The sequence below is a fragment of the Campylobacter sp. IFREMER_LSEM_CL2151 genome (assembly GCF_025771725.1).
GTDB classification, from domain to species: domain Bacteria; phylum Campylobacterota; class Campylobacteria; order Campylobacterales; family Campylobacteraceae; genus Campylobacter_D; species Campylobacter_D lari_C.
Map to the genome: position 1 here is coordinate 1 of NZ_JAKMQT010000006.1, position 19,877 is coordinate 19,877.

Genomic DNA, 19,877 nt, shown 5'->3' on the forward strand with positions numbered 1-19,877 from the left:
TGTTTTTATTGTTAGTTATTGAATTGGTTTATTTTTAGATTATTTGTTTGTGACGCTATTTTTAAATTTTTTTAGAATAGTTTGTTTTTTTATTTGGCTATGGTTTTTTATTTTTATATGTTAGTTTAGTTATTTTATTTTAGATGTTTTTGTTTTTATTTGTTTTATGGGTTCTATTTTTAAATTTTATGGTTTTTTTAATTTATTCTTTATTTAGTTATTTAGTCAGCTTGGTTGTTAACTGTAGGTGATTTTTTAATTTCTAGTTTTTGGTTGTTTGTTTGTGAAAATTTTTAATTAATTCGTGTTGATTAGATAGGGTATTTATTGTTATTTTTTATTATTTTATAAAATTTTAGTTTTATATGTTGTTTAGTTATTTATTGGCTTAATCCTTAGATTAGTTTGTTTTTTTATTTTTTATTGGTTTTATTTTTAAATTTTTATGGTTTTTTATGGTTAGATAGAATATTTATCAAGAATGAAATATTTGGTTTTTTAGCTGTTTATTATGGCTTTCTGTGTTGTTGGTTATTGAATTGTTTTAATGGTTTATTTGATGGGTTGAGTTTGGAGATTTAGTCGTTTTAGCTTTAAAATGTTTATGGTGAGTTTGATAAATTTGGGTTTTAGTTTTTGGTTGTTATGTACGAGTTTAATTTATAATAAAATTTATGATGACATACGGGTTTAAAAATATAGCTTTCTTAGAAGAAATTATCTTCTAAGAAAGAGAATGTTTATTCAGCGCCTTTTGGAGCTGTAAATGCTGTTATTTCAGGTGGTATTCCTTTGTATTTTTCTATATTTACCAAGCTTGTATGAGAAATATTTCCGTTTGCTAATTCAGAAGTTGGCATATCAATAGTTAAGACATTTACGTTTCCGTATTTGCACATTCCTTCATGATTTGGGTCATACCATCCACCTTCGCATAATCTTACAGCATTTGGCATAATATCTTTAGTTACTACAGCACCCGCGAGAACTTGACCTCTTTTATTGAAAACTCTTACAATATCGCCATTTCTGATTCCAAGTTTTTTAGCATCAATAGGATTGATTAAGATAGGCTCTCTATCATTTACCGCATACTTTTCATGCAGTGAAGTATGGCACATTTGTGAGTGGAGTCTATTTGTTGGGTGATTGGTTAGTAGATGAAAAGGTGTTTCCTTAGTAGCATTTCCTAGCCATTCTATTGGCTCCATCCACATTGGATGTGCTTTGCAGTCTTTATAGTTATATTTTTCAATAGTTTTTGAGTAAATTTCTATCAAACCTGATTCAGTGCCTAGAGCATTTAAGATAGGATCTTCGATAAATTCAGAAAATCTAACCCATTCCATACTTTCTATAGTTGGAGAAAAAGTTATAGGCTCGTTTTTCGCCCAAAATTCTTCAAAACTTGGCATTTTTGGTTCAAATACATCCCCATAAGCTTGAGTTTGTTTTAAAGCGCTATTGTAGTATTCTTTGATAAAATCTTTTGCATTTTTACCATTTTCAGTATAAGCATTAAATACATCATCTCCATACACTTTACAAATATCAGCAAAAATTTCATAGTCATCTTTGCTCTCGCCTATTGGTAATACCGCTTGCTTCATTGGAACTATATTCATATTAGAATAATCACCACTCATGGTAATATCATCTCGTTCATAAGAACTTGTGGTAGGCATTACAATATCTGCCATTTTGGCAGTTGGAGTCCAATAAATTTCATTTACAACTATAGTTCTTGGTTTTTGCCATGCTTTTACATTATTGTTTGTATCTTGATGATGAACTATAGGATTTCCACCCGCCCAATAAATAAAGTCAATATCAGGATAGGTTATCTTAGAACCATTATTGTCTATAACTTTTCCAGGATTTAACAAAGCATCAGCTATTCTAGCTACTGGAAAAGAATAACTAGCAGCATTTTGTAGCCATTCGGCACCACCTTGACTAACTCCTGCTTTTGGTAGCCCCTTAAATTTTCCATTTTCCCAAATTCCCACAGTTCCTGCTGTAATACCTCCTATAACACCACCTTTGCATGATGGAACCCCACCATTGCTATAGTGATAGCTTAAGCCAAAGCCACCTCCTTTAGTACCAATTTGTCCGATCATTGAAGCTAGGGTTATTAACATCCAATGAGGTTGTTCACCATGATGAGCTCTTTGCATACCCCAACCACTCATGAGCATAGTAGGGTTATCATAAAAGCTTTCAGCTAGTGTTTTAATGGTTTTTTCATCAATCCCGCAAATTTTGCTTGCCCATTTTACATCTTTTTTAATACCATCATTCTTGCCATCTAAATAAGCTTTAAATTTATCAAAACCACTTGTATAATTTTCTAAAAATTCATAATTGACTTTATTTTTTTCGATCAGATGACTAGCCATACCTATCATCATAGCAACATCTGTATTTGGTCTTGGGGAGATCCATTGTGCATTTAAAAATTTAGCAGTTTCAGTTTTTATAGGATCTATACAAATAACCTTGATCTTGCTATTTTTTAATTTTTCAAAATACTGCAAACCTCTTTGGTCGTTTGAAGTCCAAGCTATTCTTAAAGTGGCGATAGGATTAGCACCCCAAATAACTACTATTTTAGAATGTTCTAAAATATTTTCCCATGAAGTTTGCTGTTCATATACTTCAATGGAGCCTACAACATAAGGCATGATCACTTGAGAAGCTCCGGTTGAGTAATCTCCAGTAGTCCCTACAAACCCACCTGTGACATTTAAAAATCTATGAAGTAATATTCTACAATTTTGCATATTTCCGCTAGATTTCCACCCATAACTTCCACCAAATATAGCTTGGGTTCCTTTTTGCTCTCTTGTTTTTTTAAGTTCTTTTGCTATAAGTTTTATAGCCTCATCATAACTTACACGCACAAATTCATCTTTTCCTCTAAGCTCAGGCTTTGGATTGTCAGGATTTTCAAGATAACTTTTTCTTACATAAGGATATTTCACACGTGATTTATAGATCATATCTGCTGTATAGTGTTGTAAGGGATTGTCAATTTGTGTTACTTTTTCCCATGGCTCACTTTTGATCACAATGCCATCTTTAATGGTAAGCTTTAAAATTCCCCAATGTGCTGCTGTTATCACGCTTCCATTTTTTACTAAACCTGAATTTATAGTTGAAGCTTCAACGCTTTTTCCCATAACCAAACTAGGAACCAGAGGTAATACACTTAAACCAGCACCAATTTTTAAAAATTTTCTTCTATCAAGCCCCATTTTATTTTACCTCCTTAAAATCTTTTGCATTTTTTTGTAAATACTGTATCACTAACCAATGATCTTTTTTATCAATTCCTGTTCTATTTACCATTGATCTAAAAGTAGCAGGCCAACCATTAGCGCTAAATTCGCTTTCTTTATGAATACTATGACAAATTCCGCAGTTGTTCATATAAAGTTCTTTTGCTTTTATAAACATTTCTTTATTGCTTTTTGTAAAATCTTTCTTATCAGTCCAAACTTCTATGGTAGTTTTATCCCATTTGCCATTTTTGCTTTTTGTGTAAGTTTTAAAATCAAGTTTTGTATTTTTAGAAAATGCAGCAACTATGATTCTTTGACTATCGTTGTAATAAAGTACAGAAGGCGAAGCAGGATTAACATAGCCTGTGATCTTGACTAAAACTTTATCTCCATCAGTTTTTAATATTTCAAAAGGATTTGTAGGTAGCAATCTACCAACAGCTTTTGTGTCATTTTTGCTTAAGTAAAGTGAGCTTACTTCACTTGTAAAAAATTCATTTTTAGCACAAACAAAAGAAACAAGTGCTAAGCAGATAACCAAAATTTTTCCCATTTTGCCTCCTTGACATTTTTTTGATATAAACTTATTGTATATCAATAAAATTAAAAATTTCTTAGCACAAAAATCATAAAATTAAATATTATTTAATAATTTTTTATTAATTAGCAATTTATTTGTTTTTATATTTTCACAAAGTCTTTTCAATCCTTTAAAGTAAATTTTAGTAAAATACAAAATATTCTTTATAAAGGTTAAAAATGCACTTTACTTTGCTAAATGAAAAAGATTTTTTCAACCCTTACTACCGCAAAAAGCAAATCACACAAAATGAATTTGACACTTTTAGCAAGGCTTTAACGCAGTATCTAGAAAGGCTTGAAAGCTCACAAAGTGAAAATGAAGACTATCTTGTAGCTAATGCGCTTAGTCCATTTTTAACCATGTTAAATTTCAAAACCCACATCAAAACCAAACAAAAAGGCAAAAGCGAGATTGATTTAGCCATCGCTAAAGATGAGCTTAGCAAAGACTTAGAAGTTCTTATCGAAGCTAAAAAGCCTAACTCAAAAGAATTCATCACCCATACAAAGCCAAATTCCAAAGCCTTGCATGAAGCCATTTTGTATTATTTTAGAAACAGAGAGTATAGCTTTAGTTTGAAATTTATCATCATCACAGACTTTTATAAATTCTACATTTTCAAAGCTAGTGAGTTTGAAGAACTTTTTTATAAAAACACAAGCTTTAAAAAGCTTTTTGAAGAATTTCAAAGCCCAAATTCACTTTTTAAAGGCAATACTGATGAATTTTACAAAGAAGCAGGCAAGCTCATAGAAAATTCTAAAGAAAGCTTAAAAGGCTTTTTCATCGATTTAGCCTTTTTAAAAGACAAGCAAAAGTCAAATTTCAAAAACCTAGCAAGCATTTTCAAAACCTTCCACAAAGACTTTTTGCTCAATGAATTTAGCCCAAATGACGCAAACTCATTAAACAACGCATTCTATAAAGAGCTTTTATACATCCTAGGTTTAAGCGAGAGTAAGCAGCTTTCTAAATTCATCATCACGCAAAGTGAGCAAAGTAAACAAGCCCAAGGCACACTTTATCATCTCATAGCGAGCAAGCTTCCAAAGCATGATTTTGAAGAGGTGTTAAAATTCATCATACTTTGGTTAAATCGTATTTTATTTTTAAAGCTTATCGAGTCAAATTTAGTTAGATTTAATGATGATAAAACCCTTAAATTTCTAAACTATGAAAAAATTCCAAATTTTACTACCCTTTCACATCTTTTCTTTGATATCTTAGCTAAAGAAAAGCACACAAGGACGCAGAGTAAATTTAGCTATTTGCCTTATTTAAATTCATCACTTTTTGAAAAACAAGCCATCGAAAAAACCACACTAGAAATCGCTACTTTAGAAAATGACGCTTTGCTAGAGTATCACCCGCACACGCAGTTAAAAGATGACAAGGGAAAAAGTAAAAAAGACAAAGTAGGTTTGCTTGAGTATTTGTTTGAGTTTTTAGACAGCTTTGACTTTGGAGCAGATGAGCAAAGCGAAGAACTCATCAAGCAAAAAGAACTCATCAACTCAAGCGTTTTGGGAAATGTCTTTGAAAAGCTAAATGGCTATAAAGAAGGTAGTTTTTATACCCCAAGTTTTATCACTTCATATATGTGTAAAGCAAGCATAGAAAAAGTCGTGCTAGATAAGTTTAACCATACTTTTAAGCTAAATGCCACCAAGCTAAACGAGCTAAGAATCCAGCTACGTCAAGAAAAAATCCCTCAAGAACAAAAACTAGCCTTGCTAAGTTCCATACGCATTTGCGATCCTGCGGTGGGAAGTGGGCATTTTTTAGTTTCAGCTTTAAATGCCATGCTTATGGTGCATTATGAGCTTGGCTTGTTTGAAGAGGACTTTTACCTAAGCGTGCAAAATGATGAAATTTTAGTGCAAAATCACAAAGGCCAGTTTTTAGAGTATAAACGCCCTGATTTTGACAAAGACAAAACCCACCTTTGCCAAAAAGAACTTTTCGAGCGTAAAAAAGACATCATAGAAAACAACCTTTTTGGAGTAGATATCAACCCAAACTCATGTGAGATCACTAAACTAAGGCTTTGGATAGAGCTTTTAAAACACAGCTTTTATGAAAGCTTTGATGATACAAACTATCATGATCTTAAAACCCTACCAAACATCGATATCAACATAAAATGCGGGAATTCGCTTATAAGTTATTTTGAAATTCACAAAAGCCTTTCTCACTATCCCAACATCAAAGAACGCATGGATAAATACAAACGCATAGTCAAAGACTATAAAGAAGGCTTTTACACCGATAAAACTCTCATCGCAAAAGAGATCAAAAACCTCAAAGAATCTTTTAAAAATTTCTGTTTAAAAGACAAATTTGCCAAAGAGATCAAGCAACTTACCAACGGCGCTAATGAATACTCTAAAAAATACGGCGATTTTTTAGCACAAGATGAAAAAGATGAGAATTTTAGAGCATTTTTCTCTAAAAATATGTTTGAATTTGACTTTGATGAAAGTGCGGCTAAGAAAGAATTTAAAAAGCTTAAAAAGCTTTATGAGAGTATATTTGACTTAGAAAGTGCAAATCCTTTTGAATGGCGTTTTGAATTTAGCGAAGTGCTTGATGAGGGCGGGAATTTTAAAGGGTTTGATCTCATCATCGGTAACCCACCTTATATAAGAATACAAGGGTTAGATAAAAATTTATCGCAGTATTATAAAAAACATTTTAAAGTGGCAAGTAAAAATTATGATATATACATTTTGTTTGTAGAGCAATGTTTTAAGCTTATAAAAAATAAAGGAACAATTGCTTTTATAATGCCTCATAAATGGATTAATGCTGATTTTGGGTTAAATTTAAGAGAATTTGTAAAAGATAAGATTAGCAAGATTATATCTTTTGGGGAATTTCAGGTTTTTGATGCTTCAACATATACGGCTTTGCAATGGTTTGAGAATAATTCTTCGCATTTGAAATTTATTCAAACGGATAAAAATATCAACTCAAAAGAAGAAATGTCAAATTTTATTTTTAATTTACAAGAAGAAGATTTTAAAATTATAGACAATAAAAAACTATCTTCATCATTTTGGAGTTTTGAAGAAAATTTAAATCAAGAAATTTTCTCAAAAATTAATCAACATATAATGGTGAAAAATATTTTTTCTAAAATTTTTCAAGGTTTAGCTACAAGTAAAGATAGTGTTTATTTTTTAAAAGATTGCAAAGAAAATAAAAATCTAGTTAAAGGATATTCTAAAGAGCTTAATAAGGAAGTGGAGATAGAAAAAGAAATTTTAAAACCACTTTTAATGGGTGATAATTTTCATAGATATGAAAAACCTGTTTCAAATTCAATGGTTTTGTTTCCTTATTATAAACAAGATGATGTAAATACTAAAGCAAAAATGTCTCTTTATGATGAAAAGGAATTAAAAGCTAAATTTCCAAAAGCTTGGAGTTATTTAAAAGAGTGTGAAAATGTTTTAAGAGCAAGAGAAAACGGAAGATTATCTAATGATGATTTATGGTGGAGATATATTTATCCAAAAAATCAAACATTATTCGATAAAGAAAAATTACTTTGTCCAGATATTTGTAATAATACTCATTTTGCTTTTGATGATCTTGGAAAATTTTATTTCACTACAACTATTTATGGTTATGTTAAAAATGAAGAATATAAAAATTTAGATTATAAGTATTTAATAGCTATTTTAAATTCATCATTAACTTGGTGGTTTTTGCAAAAAACTAGCGTTGTGATGAGAGGTGGATTTTATAGGATTAAACCTGCTTATATAGAAAAATTTTGTATACCAAAAATAAATTCTAAAAATGAAAAACTAGCAAACAAGCTTATAAGCTTAGTCGATGAGATTTTAAAAGCTAAAGAACAAGACAAAAAAGCAGACACCAAAACCCAAGAAGATAAAATAAACTCTATCGTTTATAAACTTTACAACCTAAACGAAGAAGAAATAAAAATAATCGAAGGCAAGTGATGGGAGAAATATTAGAAGTAAAAGTAGGTAAATTGATTTCTATTCAAGAAGAAATAGGACTAGAAAGAGTTGCATTAAAAATTATATGTAATTATAAAAATAAATCATGTAAAAAATATTTATATGCAGATAAATATAATCATTTTTCAACACATTTTATATATGAAACAATAAAAAATCATGAATATTTAAAAGAAATAATATGTAAGCACATAATTAATAATATTATATTTTATAAAGTTTTAGTTCCTATAAAAATCTTAGGAAGTAATGAATATTTAACTCCTGATGATTTTAATGAATTTGAAAAACAATACAATACTAAAATAAATGATTTAAACAAAATTATGACAAATAAAAAATTTGTAGGTGTTGAGAAAAAATTCTACACACATGGCACTGCAGATAATAATTTAAAGTTTAAAACTATTTTTATGAACAATTTTTCAATTTTTGGATTTTTTGATGGTGAAATTGATATTAGTGAAAGTGTTTTTTGTAAATCATGTTCTTATGATGGATTTTTAGAAAGTAATAGTAGTTTTATTGCTGAAAATTGTACTTTTATAGATAATGCAGATTTTAGAATTTTATTAAAAAACAAGCATTTAAATAATGTTTCATTTAAAAATTCTATTTTTACAAAGAAATTATTTTTTTCAAAAATAAAATTTTTAGAAAATACAAATTTTTCTAATTGTCATTTTAAAGATTATGCCGATTTTCATGAGTGCGAATTTGAAAAGACAGCTAGTTTTTATGGAGCTACATTTGATAAAGCTCCGAATTTTTCTCAAGCGATTTTTAAAGGAAGTTTAAATGCTGTCAATACAAATTTAAATTTTACTTTTGATAATTTGCAAGAAAAAATCAAACAAGAATATGAGGATTTTAATAAAAATGAGAGAGATAAAAAACCTTTAGATAAATTTGCAAATGATTTTAGAGATTCTTTTAGGGTTTTTAAAAATGCATTGATAAAAGATAATAATCTTTTAGACGCTTCAAATTTTCATAAATACGAGCTTTATTGTAAAGAGTTAGAACTAAAAAATAAAAAAGATAAAACCTTTAAAGATGTGGTGGATAAATATCAGCTTTTCTTTTATCGCAAACTTTGTGATCATCATACAGACTTGCTAAAGGTGTTTCATAATCTACTTATAATCATCATGCTTTTTAGCGTTTTTTCTTTTGCACTTGATAAATTTAAACAACCTAGCATAGAAAATAATGCAAAATATCATATCGTTCAAGTAGATACTAACGAAAGTTATATCTTTAAAGAATACAATAAAACGACTTATAATATCTTTGGTTTAAATATAAACAAAGAAAGTGGCAAGCTAGATGAATTTATAAAAAGCAATTTTGTTTATGTATTGATTTTATTATTTATAGTTTTACCGATACTTTCTTTCAATATTTTTACTAATTTATATATTTTTGTTAGCTTTTTTTATGTGATTTTTAATTTTTTAGATTTTGTAGCTTTGTATACACATATTGCTATTATAAGTCTTTTTGTATTTTTTGTATTGAAATTTATTTTACTTGATGATAAGCAAGAAATTATAAGAAAAATCATCATTGGTATTTCTTATATAGTTTGTATTTTTGCACTACTTGCAAAACCTAGTTTAATGCTTCCTGTGTTTGGAAGCTTTTTAGAAAAAGACAGCAACGCTACTTATCCTTTACTGCTTAGTTTATCGGTAGTGTATTTTATACTTGTAGCTTTAGTGATATTCTCACTCCAAAAAACCGCACGCAAAAACTCCATAGTGCCAAGCTAAAGCTTGGCTTTTTTTATTTTGTGTTATTGTAAAAATTTAGCTTAAAAGATATATAATTAAAATCAAAGAATAAATCTAGCATTAAATCAATTTTTCTTAGGAATTTAAATGATTAAAACTATAAAAATTACAAATTTTAGAGGTTTGAAAGATTTAGAAATCAAAGATTTTAAGCGTTTTAATATTTTTGTCGGAGAAAATAGTTGTGGTAAAACGAGTATCTTAGAAGCTATTTTTATGTGTTATAGTCAAGAAGAAGCAAATTCTTTGATAAGAATTCAAAATTTTCGTCGCACTATGGTAATACCTGCTAATCTTTCTAGTATTTTTTATAATTTTGATTTTTTAACACCAGTTAAAATACACTCAAACTATGATGAAAAAAACATCCAAGTTCAAATTCAACCAAAAACTGAAAGTGAAAGCATTTCTCAAGAAAAATTTAAACAAAGTTCTATGCTAGAGCAAAATATCAATGGTTTAAATTTCACAAGAATACACGAAAAAAAAGAATTTAACTCTCATTTTAGTGTTCAATTTAATGGCGATATACAAGATTCCACCAAAAGCGACGAGCAACTTCCACTTTTAGCTTTATACCTTCCAAGTGATATAGAGCAGTGGGGTTTGAAGTATTTTATTGATATTGTAAGAAAAGAGAAAAAAAGAGATGAGCTTTTGGGGTATTTAAGACTTTTTGATGAGAGAATTATCGATATAGAAACACAAGCAAATAGTGTTTTGGTTAATCTTAAAAACATAGAAAAGTTGATTGATATTAATTTTTTAGGTGAAGGGTTTAAAAAATACACTTGCATACTTGCTTTAATGCTAGCAGCAAATCAATGGCATACGCGTTTTTGCGTTTGTATAGATGAGATTGAAAATGGTTTGCATTTTTCTAGCACGCAAAAACTTTTAAAAAGTATTTTAAAATTATCAAAAAAATTAGATTTTCAATTCTTTTTTACTACTCATAGTCTTGAATTTTTAGATATAGCAAGAAAAATTTTAAATGATGAGAGTAAAATATTTAAAGTAGCTTTAACAGAAAAAGGCATTAAGACTTATTCGTATTCTCAAAATGGCGAAGCTTATTTCACTCTTGATAGGATAGATCCTAGAGGAGAAAATAATGAAAATTAATATTTTTGTAGAAGGAAAGCATGATAAAGAATTTTTAGAACAATATTTAAATTTTTTAAAACTTCCAAATGCAAATATAATACCATGTGGAAAAAATCATCTTGATGAAGATGCTATATCTAAAATGGAAGAAGCAAAAGATAATAATGAAAAAATTTTACTTATTTTTGATACAGATAAAAATTTTAACTCAACATTAGAAAGGATTAAAAAAGAAAGTAAAGATTTATTACAAGATGAAAATATCTTTCTTTTTCCAAATAATTTTGAAAATGGAGAACTAGAAACCCTTTTATTTGCCATAGCCAAAGAAGCACAAATTTGTCAGTGCTTTGAAAATTATAAAAAATGCATAGAAAAGCTTAATCCACAATATAGTAAAAATATCCATAAAAAATCAGCTAGATTTGCTTATTTTGAAGCATTAGGTTTTTCTCCATCAAATGATGAAAAAGCTAAAAAAGCAAGAAAAAATTCTTATGCTGAAATTTTTGATTTTAATCACATAGCACTTAAGTCTCTGAAAGATTTTCTCATAAAGCATTATAATAGTTATTGTAAATAGGTTTTTTGCTCGTTTTTAGCTTATGGTATAATGAAAATTATCCAAAAAAGGAGTACCATGCTAAAGACAAGTTTTAAAAAATCAGTTTTTATCCCAAGCATTAGCATTATAATCATCTTAAGTCTTAGTTGTATTTTCTTGCCTAAACTTACAAATGATTTTATCAATCATATCAAAAGTGGGATTTTTGCAAATTTTTCATGGTTTTATATACTAAGCGTGAGTTTTTTTTTGTGTTTTATGCTAGCACTTGCTCTTTCAAAATTTGGTGATATCAAGCTCGGCGATGATGATGAAAAACCTCATTTTAAATTCACTTCATGGCTTGCTATGCTTTTTGCTACGGGTATGGGTGTGGGGCTTATGTATTTTGGTGTGGCTGAACCTCTTATACATAAAAAAGCCTTACAAACAAGCGATGAAGAAGCTATGCTACATACTATCTTCCACTGGGGAATTCACCCATGGGCTATTTATGGGGTATGTGCTTTGGCTATGGCGTATTTTGGTTTTAGATATAAAATGCCTCTTAGTTTGCGTAGCGCTTTTTATCCTTTGCTTAAAGATAAAATTTATGGCTTTTGGGGAAATTTAGTCGATATGCTAGCTTTAATTGTTACGGTTTTTGGAATTAGCACTACGCTTGGTTATAGTGCTTCTCAGCTTAATGCTGGCTTTTTAAATTTAGGTATTTTAAACGAACAAAGCTTTTTAGAACAAAGCGTGATTATAATCATCATTATTTCTTTAGCTACGCTTTCATCGATTAGTGGTTTGACAAAGGGCTTAAAAATTTTAAGCGAGGCAAACTTGGTTTTTGCAGTGTGTTTAATGCTTTTTGTGCTTTTTTCAACCAACACCATTCAAATTCTTTCACAATTTAGCTCTAATATTGGAAATTATTTGCAAAATTTAATTTCTTTGAGTTTTAAGACTTATTATTATGAAAAAGAGCATATAGAGTGGTTTAATAACTGGACTATTTATTATTGGGCTTGGTGGCTTAGTTGGGCGCCTTTTGTGGGCTTTTTCATTGCTAAGATTTCTCGCGGTAGAACTATAAGGGAATTTATCTTTGGTGTGCTTGTAGTGCCTACTAGTTTTAATATACTTTGGTTTAGCATTTTTGGCAATAGTGCTTTACATTTCAATGATATCTTAAGTCCTTTTACTTCAGCACCTGAAAGCTTGCTTTTTTATTTTTTACAAAATTTTTCTTTTTCTTATTTTAGTTCTTTGCTTGCGCTTTTGGTTTTAGCTTTGTTTTTTATCACTTCAGCAGATAGTGGGATATTTGTGTTAAATTCTTTAAGCAGTGGTGGGGCTCATGAGCCATACAAATGGCAAAATGTCCTTTGGGGTTTTGTGCTTGCACTTTTGGCTACTTCTTTGCTGTATTCAGGTGGTTTGGGAGCGATTTTAAGTATCACCATGATAGTGGCTTTACCTTTTGCCTTTTTGCTTTGTTTGATGTGTTTTTCACTGCTTAAAGGTTTAATCGTAGATGTAAATTACTCTTTAACTAAGCTTAGTCAAAGTAGTGTGTATTTTTCAGGGGAATTTTGGCAAGAAAGACTAGCTAGAATTTTAAAACAAAGCAAAGAACAAGACATACAAAATTTTTTAAACACCAAAGTCAAAAATGCTATGGAATCACTCAGCCAAAGTCTAAAAAATTACGGCTTAAAAACACAAATTGTTCAAGAAAAATCAAGTATAAGTTTGATTATAAAAAAAGAATTTGCAAAAGATTTTATCTATGGAGTGCAAGTAGTAAAAAAACAAGCAAGCCAAAGCATAATCGATGATAAATTTATGCCAACTTATTCTAAAGAATTTATCTTTGAGCCACAAACTTTCTTTGCTGATTCGCGTAATGGTTATAATATAGAGTATTTAAACGAGCAAGAAATCATCGTAGATATACTAAAGCAATATGAGAGGTATTTGCAACTTTTATTTGATGATAAAAATGAAATTTTTACCAAAGCTTATGATTAAAAAGCGTTATAATTTCACTTTATTTTATAAGAAAGGCCTTTTATGTTGAGATTTTTTATCATGCTTTTTTGTGCTTTAAATCTTTTTGCTGCTACGCCAAAAGATACGATTGTTATAGCAGTGGAAAATGAGCCAGAGCGTATAAATCCACTTTTTAGTGAAGATCATGATGTGGCAATTGCTCTTGTGTTTTCAGGGCTTACACGCTTTGATGAGAATATGAAATTAGCGCCTGATCTTGCTAGTTCTTGGAAAGTTAGCAAGGATGGGCTTGTTTATGAATTTACTTTAAGAGATGATGTGTTATGGCATGATGGGGCTAAATTTAGCGCTAAAGATGTGGAATTTAGTATAAATGCTTTAAAAGATGAGAAGCTAAATTCACCTTCAAAAGTAAATTTTGATGCAGTTAAAGAAGTAAAAATCATCGATGATTATCGTTTGTCCATCACACTCTCAAAGCCTTTTCCTGCATTTTTAGACGCTTTGAGTGTAGGGATTTTACCAAAACACTTACTTGAAAAAGAAAATTTAAATACCACTAAATTTAATCAAATGCCTATAGGAACAGGACCATATAAGCTAAAGCAATGGAAACAAGGTCAATACATGATCTTAGAGGCAAATGAAAATTATCATTTAGCTAAGGTAAAAACACCAAAACTCATACTAAAACACATTAAAGATCCAAGTATAAGTGCTATTGAGCTTAAAAATGGTTCTATTGATGTGGCTTTGGTTGATTTTGCTTTAGCTTCAAATTTTGCAAATGATAAAAACTTTAAAATGCTTATAGAGCCTTCGGCTGATTACCGTGCTTTGATGTTTAATCTTAATCATGAGTTTTTAAAAGATCAAAATGTGCGTTTAGCGCTAAATTATGCCATTGATAAACAAGCCATTATAAATTCACTTTTGCATTCTTTTGGAAAGGTAGCAAATCATCCTTTAGAAAAATCATGGGCAAATCCTAAAGAATTTGCAAGCTATACCTATGATGTAAAAAAAGCAAATGAGCTTTTAGTAAAAGCAGGTTTTGTAAAAAACAAGAATGGAATTTTAGAAAAAAATGGCAAAGAATTTAGTTTTGAAATGTATGCTATGAGTGAAGATCCGCTAAGAGTAGCTTTGGTAAATATCTTACAAAGTGAGTTTTTAAAGCTTGGCATAAAAGCAAAAGCAGTAGCTAAGCCAAGCGGAAGTTTTGATTATACGAAAATTGATAGCTTTTTGGTGGGTTGGGGTAGTCCTTATGATCCTGATTTTCACACTTTTAGAGTTTTTGCAAGCTCTCAAGATAGTGCTTTAAACTCTAGTGGATGGAATTTTGGCCATTATCAAAATGCTAAAGTTGATGAGGCTTTAACAAAGGCTAGAAATTCACTTGATGTAAATGAAAGAAAAAAACACTATAAAGAATTTATTGATGCTTTATATAAAGATCCTGCGTTTTTATTTATAGCTTATATTGATTATCCTTTAGTTTTTGCTAAAAATATCCAAGGTATAAGACCTCATATTTTGGGTCATCATGGGGTAGGTTTTACTTGGAATGCTTATGAGTGGAGCAAAAATTAGTGCTAAAACTCATTTTTAAACGCCTTTTATGGGCGTTTTTCTTGATGATTTTTGCGAGTTTTTTATGTTTTGTGATGATTTATCATGCTAAAGGAAGCGTGGTTTTTGCTAGTGTACCTCAAGGAACTAGCCTTAAAATAAAAGAAGAAATCGAGCATAATTTAAATTTAGACAAGCCCTTGTTAGAGCAGTATGAAAATTGGCTTTTTAATGCCATGAAAGGCGACTTTTCCTACTCTTTAATTAGCGGAGAAAAGGTTAGTGAAATTTTAAAAGAAAAACTTCCCTATACCATCATACTAGGGAGTTTAGCTTTTTTTATACTTTTTGTATTATCTTTGGTTTTAGCACTTTTTTGTGTTCTTTATAAAGATAGTTTTTTGGATAAAATTATTACCTTTTTAACGATGAGTTTTTTTGCATTGCCTGCTTTTTCTTTATCACTAATGCTTATTTTGGTTTTTGCTGTATTTTTTAAGCTTTTTCCAAGTTCTGCTATTGCAGATATTGGCTTTGAAGATGATGTGTTTAATCGTTTGTGGCATTTGTTTTTACCAGTATGTGCTTTAGTGCTTTCACATTTAGCTGTTTTTGTGCGTTTTATAAGGACAAGTTTGATTGATAGTTTAAATCAAAGCTTTATAGAAAGTGCTTTTGCAAGAGGACTTAGCAAAACAAGAATTTATTTGCACTTTGTGTTAAAAGATGCTTTTGGTTCTATACTTGCGTATTTTGGTGCTTCTTTTGTGAGTTTTTTAATGGGAACTTATATAGTAGAAAGTGTGTTTTCTTATGAGGGCGTGGGAAATTTGGTAATTAAAAGCATATTGTTTAAAGACTATCCTGTTGTGCTAGCTGTGGTGATTTTTAGCATTTTAGTGGTGGTGCTTGTAAATTTGATCGTAGAAATAATTTGCAAGATGATTAATCCAAGGTTTGCTAATGCGTAAGTTTTGCGTGATGATGATTTTGTTAAGTTTTGTTTTAGCACTTTTTGCACCTTTAATAAGTTCTTATGATCCTAATTTAGTGGATTTAAGCAAGGCTAAAATAGCCCCAAATTTAAGTCATATTTTTGGCACAGATTTGCTTGGTAGAGATGTTTTTACGCGTATTTTATATGCCTTGCGTGTTTCTTTATTTGTAGGAGTAATGGCAGCATTTTTTAGTGTGCTTTTTGCTTGTGTTTATGTGTTTTTAACAAGATTTTTTGCTTATGCTTTTTTTGCTAGAGTGCTTGATATGCTTTTGGCACTACCTTCTTTGCTTGTGATTATGTTTTTTCAAAGCTTTTTGGCAGGATCTTTGTGGAGTATGATTTTTATTATCGCTTTGGGGCATTTTGCTTTTGTGGCAAAAGTGCTTGATACCCAACTGAATAAATTTCAAAAACTTGAGTTTTATCAAAATGCTATTATTTTAGGTTCTAGCAAGATGAAAGCTTTATTTAGTGAGCTTTTGCCTGCTTGTTGGAATTTGCTTTTTGTGCTTTTTGTTTTAAATATTGCTCATGCTATTACAAGTGAAGCCACTTTGAGTTTTTTTGGCTTGGGTGTAGAGCTTTGGACTCCAAGTTTAGGAAATATGCTAAATGAAGCAAGTAAGGCCGTGTTTTTAGGGTTTTGGTGGATGATAGTTTTTCCAGTAGCCTTTATACTTATGCTTATCTTGCCTTTGCTTGCTTTGGGTAATGATTTACAAGAAGAGATTAAAGCATGATAGAAATTTCAAATCTTAACCTTAGTTTTAAAGATAAAATCTTACTAAAGGATGTAAATCTTAATTTAGAAGATGGCAAAGCTTTGGCTATCATGGGTAAAAGTGGAGCAGGAAAAAGCTTGCTTTTAAAAAGCATGATTAAGCTTTTTGATAAACACTATAAGCTTAATGCACAAAAATTTCAGATAGATCAAAAAGATATTTTAAATTTAAAAGCAAATGAGCTAAATGCCTTAAGAGCTAAGGTAAATTTACTTTTTCAAGATGTTTATGGGAGTTTTTATCCTCTTGTTGATATAGGGAGTTATTTTAATATAGTTTTAAAAACTCATACTAATTTAAGCACAAAAGAGATTAAAGAAAGGGCATTTTATTATTTTGAGTGCTTGGGACTTAAAAATCATGATCTTTTGTGGCATTCTTTTATATATCAGCTAAGTGGTGGTATGGCAAGACGTGTTCAAATAGCTCTAGCTTTATTAAGTGAGGCTAAGTATTTATTGTGTGATGAGATTACAAGCTCACTTGATAGGGCTAATGAAGAAAAAATCATCGCTATTTTAAAAGAGTTAAAAGCACAATTTAAAAATCTTATTTTCATCACGCATGATATAAATTTAGCCAAAGAACTTTGCGATGAGGTAGCTATCATAGAAGATAAAACTTTGCTTTATCAAATGTCTATGAAAGAGTTTTTAAGCAATCCAAAAGGTGTTTTTGCTAAAGAATTGTTGAATTATTTTGAGAATGAAAATGTTTTTAGAAGTTAAAAATTTAAGTAAATCTTATAAAATTAAAAAACACTGGTATTTAAAAGAAGAAGAAATTTTTGTTTTTAAAGATGTGAGTTTTGCTTTAAATCAAAATGAGAATTTATTGCTTTGCGGGGAAAGTGGTAGTGGCAAAAGCACTCTAGCTAAAATTCTTTGTATGCTTGAACGCGCAAATACTGGAGAAGTTTTGTTTGAAAATGAAAATATATTAAATTTAGATTTTAATACTCAAAGAAAATTACGCCAAAAAATTCAATATGTTTTCCAAGATCAAAAGCTAGCCTTAAATCCTTACAAAAGCACTAAAAGACTTTTACTTGATGTATATGAAAATTTTAAACTTAAGCCCGATTTTGAAGAGCTTTTTAAACTTTTTGATGTTTTTGAGCTTGAAAAAGATATTTTAAATTTAAAACCCTCTAAGCTAAGTGGTGGTCAAAGTCAAAGATTAGGTTTGATTAGAGCTTTGCTTTTAAGGCCAAAATTGCTTATTTTAGATGAAATCACAGCAGCGCTTGATGTGGTGACCGCTTATAAAATTTTAAACTACTTGCACGCTTTTCAAAAAACACACGATATTACTTATATATTTATTTCTCATCAAGAAAAAATATTGCAAGATATATGCCATAAAAAAGTGTTTTTATAATAAAGATAAAAATTGTTTCATTTTGAAATATCATAAAATTTATTTTTTTGATAATAAGTTTTTATATAGCTAAGTTAAAGTAAAATAAATTTTAATTATGCTTGAATAAAAGGTTTATTATGACGCACGCAACTATAGAGCATCAATACTTTGGCATCTTTGCAATGCTTGTTATTGCAAGTGTTATATTTTTTACTTTGGTGTATATTTCTTCTAAAATAGGTTCTAAGCTAGCCTCTCATAATAGAAAAAAACTAGGACTAGGAATTTATGAGTGTGGGCCTATGGCTTCTAAGCAAGCAAATAAAATCAATTCTCAATTTTTTGTTTTTGCTTTGATTTTTATTTTGCTTGATATTGAAGTGGTGTTTTTGTTTCCTTGGGCGGTGATTTTTAAAGATTTAACCGCAGAGCTCTCAAAATATGGCTTATCTTTATTTGCCTTAGTGGAAGTATTTGTTTTTATTTTATTGCTTGCAATAGGTTTTTTATACGCTTATAAAAAAGGAGCATTCGCATGGCAGAGTATCAAAAAATGAGCAATGCGCCAGTTGTTTTAACTACGGTTGATAAGTTAGTGCAATGGGGTAGGAGTAATTCTTTATGGGCGCTATCTTATGGGCTTGCCTGTTGTGCTATTGAAATGATGGCAGCAGGTGGTGCAAGATATGATTTTGATAGATTTGGAACGATTTTTAGAGCAAGTCCAAGACAATCTGAAGTAATGATTATAGCGGGTACTTTAAGCAAAAAACATGCTGAATTTACAAGAAGACTTTATGATCAAATGCCTGATCCTAAATGGGTTATTTCTATGGGTTCTTGTGCAAATACCGGCGGTATGTTTAATACCTATTCTACTGTTCAAGGGGTAGATAGAATTATTCCTGTTGATATTTATGTGCCAGGTTGTGCCCCGCGCCCTGAAACTTTTCAATTTGCTTTGATGATTTTGCAAAAAAGAATTCGTAAAGAAAAAGCAAGTAGAAAAATAGCTCCAAAAAGGCTTATATGATGAGAAAATATAGCGATAAGAAAAATGCTCAGCTAAAAAATTATTATGAAGATAGATTTTACCATGCACCTGCAACTAAAAAACTAAGCACAGAGAGTAGTGTTTTTGAAAGTGATCATCAAATTTTAAGCCAAGAATTTGAGTTAAAAAATTCTTTTATAGAGCTTGATTTTTGGGTGATTGAAATAAATAAAGATGATAATGTTGCTATTCTTAGCAAGCTTAAAAATTTAGGTTATAGTTGTTTTACTGACGCAAGTGCGATTGATTTTGTCGCTCAAAAACAAGGTTTTGAAGTATATTATCAACTTTTAAATATGGAGAAAAATTTAAGAGTGAGAATAAAAACTTTCGTTGGTTTAAAAGAAAAACTTCAAAGTGTTATGAGTGTTTTTAAGGGTGCTAATTGGTGTGAGAGAGAAATATATGATATGTTTGGAATTTTCATTATCAATCATCCGAATTTAAAAAGACTTTTAATGCCTGATGATTGGTATGGACATCCTTTTTTAAAAAGCTATCCTTTGCATGGTGATGAATTTGCTAAATGGTATGAGATAGATAAAATTTTTGGAAAAGAATACCGCGAGGTTGTAGGTGAGGAAAATAGAGATCCAGGTTTTGTAGATGAAAAAGACACGCTAAACTTTAGCAGAATTTATCATGAGGTTGGTAAAGGCGAAGCCCCAAGAGAAGATAAATATCTACAAGAATATCAAGAAGAAGGTGGTGTGCCTTTTGTGAAAAAAGCCAAAAGAACGCAAGTAAAAATTTTAGATAAGAGAAGATAA

General features: G+C 29.8%; 15 protein-coding genes. 13 read left to right on the plus strand and 2 right to left on the minus strand.

All coding sequences use genetic code 11. From position 1 onward, the window contains the following. Positions 1 to 740: 740 nt before the first annotated feature. Together L8V82_RS05290 and L8V82_RS05295 are read right to left on the minus strand one after the other, a co-directional pair. A complete protein-coding gene (locus L8V82_RS05290) occupies positions 741 to 3,260 on the minus strand; it encodes a molybdopterin guanine dinucleotide-containing S/N-oxide reductase (RefSeq protein WP_263724254.1) in 2,520 nt (839 codons plus the stop codon). Between the two features lies 1 nt (position 3,261). Next, the gene (locus tag L8V82_RS05295; protein ID WP_263724255.1) at positions 3,262 to 3,840 is read right to left on the minus strand and encodes a cytochrome C; all 579 of its coding nucleotides are present in this window, start codon (positions 3,838 to 3,840) and stop codon (positions 3,262 to 3,264) included. Positions 3,841 to 4,046: 206 nt separating this feature from the next. On the opposite strand from L8V82_RS05295, the gene L8V82_RS05300 reads away from it, so the two are divergent. The 13 genes from L8V82_RS05300 (at position 4,047) to L8V82_RS05360 (ending at position 19,877) form a co-directional block, all read left to right on the plus strand. Next, positions 4,047 to 7,844 carry an Eco57I restriction-modification methylase domain-containing protein gene (locus L8V82_RS05300; protein WP_263724256.1) on the plus strand — a complete coding sequence of 1,266 codons (3,798 nt, stop codon included), beginning with the start codon at positions 4,047 to 4,049 and terminating at the stop codon, positions 7,842 to 7,844. Further along, a complete protein-coding gene (locus L8V82_RS05305) occupies positions 7,844 to 9,640 on the plus strand; it encodes a pentapeptide repeat-containing protein (RefSeq protein ID WP_263724257.1) in 1,797 nt (598 codons plus the stop codon). Before L8V82_RS05300 ends, L8V82_RS05305 begins: the two co-directional genes overlap by 1 nt. Before the next feature lie 108 nt (positions 9,641 to 9,748). Then, complete coding sequence (locus L8V82_RS05310) at positions 9,749 to 10,786, plus strand: AAA family ATPase (protein WP_114640696.1); 1,038 nt, start codon at positions 9,749 to 9,751, stop codon at positions 10,784 to 10,786. After that, positions 10,776 to 11,351: a DUF3226 domain-containing protein gene (locus L8V82_RS05315; RefSeq protein ID WP_263674924.1), complete on the plus strand. Its 576-nt coding sequence runs from the start codon at positions 10,776 to 10,778 to the stop codon at positions 11,349 to 11,351. Before L8V82_RS05310 ends, L8V82_RS05315 begins: the two co-directional genes overlap by 11 nt. A 57-nt stretch (positions 11,352 to 11,408) precedes the next feature. Continuing rightward, positions 11,409 to 13,352 (plus strand): BCCT family transporter, encoded by a 1,944-nt coding sequence (locus L8V82_RS05320; RefSeq protein ID WP_263724258.1) that lies wholly within the window; start codon positions 11,409 to 11,411, stop codon positions 13,350 to 13,352. A 42-nt stretch (positions 13,353 to 13,394) separates the two neighbouring features. Then, complete coding sequence (locus L8V82_RS05325; RefSeq protein WP_263724259.1) at positions 13,395 to 14,930, plus strand: ABC transporter substrate-binding protein; 1,536 nt, start codon at positions 13,395 to 13,397, stop codon at positions 14,928 to 14,930. An 11-nt stretch (positions 14,931 to 14,941) separates the two neighbouring features. Beyond that, positions 14,942 to 15,880 (plus strand): ABC transporter permease, encoded by a 939-nt coding sequence (locus L8V82_RS05330; RefSeq protein WP_318529673.1) that lies wholly within the window; start codon positions 14,942 to 14,944, stop codon positions 15,878 to 15,880. Further along, entirely contained in the window at positions 15,873 to 16,649 is a 777-nt protein-coding gene (locus L8V82_RS05335; protein WP_263724261.1) for an ABC transporter permease, read from the plus strand. Before L8V82_RS05330 ends, L8V82_RS05335 begins: the two co-directional genes overlap by 8 nt. Continuing rightward, on the plus strand, positions 16,646 to 17,419 hold the full coding sequence (locus L8V82_RS05340) for an ATP-binding cassette domain-containing protein (protein WP_263724262.1): 774 nt from the start codon (positions 16,646 to 16,648) through the stop codon (positions 17,417 to 17,419). Before L8V82_RS05335 ends, L8V82_RS05340 begins: the two co-directional genes overlap by 4 nt. Then, positions 17,403 to 18,071 (plus strand): ATP-binding cassette domain-containing protein, encoded by a 669-nt coding sequence (locus L8V82_RS05345; RefSeq protein WP_263724263.1) that lies wholly within the window; start codon positions 17,403 to 17,405, stop codon positions 18,069 to 18,071. Before L8V82_RS05340 ends, L8V82_RS05345 begins: the two co-directional genes overlap by 17 nt. 119 nt (positions 18,072 to 18,190) lie before the next feature. Then, entirely contained in the window at positions 18,191 to 18,610 is a 420-nt protein-coding gene (locus L8V82_RS05350; RefSeq protein ID WP_039629108.1) for an NAD(P)H-quinone oxidoreductase subunit 3, read from the plus strand. Next, positions 18,589 to 19,086 (plus strand): NuoB/complex I 20 kDa subunit family protein, encoded by a 498-nt coding sequence (locus L8V82_RS05355; protein WP_039619352.1) that lies wholly within the window; start codon positions 18,589 to 18,591, stop codon positions 19,084 to 19,086. The genes L8V82_RS05350 and L8V82_RS05355 overlap by 22 nt, the downstream gene beginning before the upstream one ends. Beyond that, on the plus strand, positions 19,086 to 19,877 hold the full coding sequence (locus L8V82_RS05360) for an NADH-quinone oxidoreductase subunit C (RefSeq protein ID WP_263724264.1): 792 nt from the start codon (positions 19,086 to 19,088) through the stop codon (positions 19,875 to 19,877). Before L8V82_RS05355 ends, L8V82_RS05360 begins: the two co-directional genes overlap by 1 nt.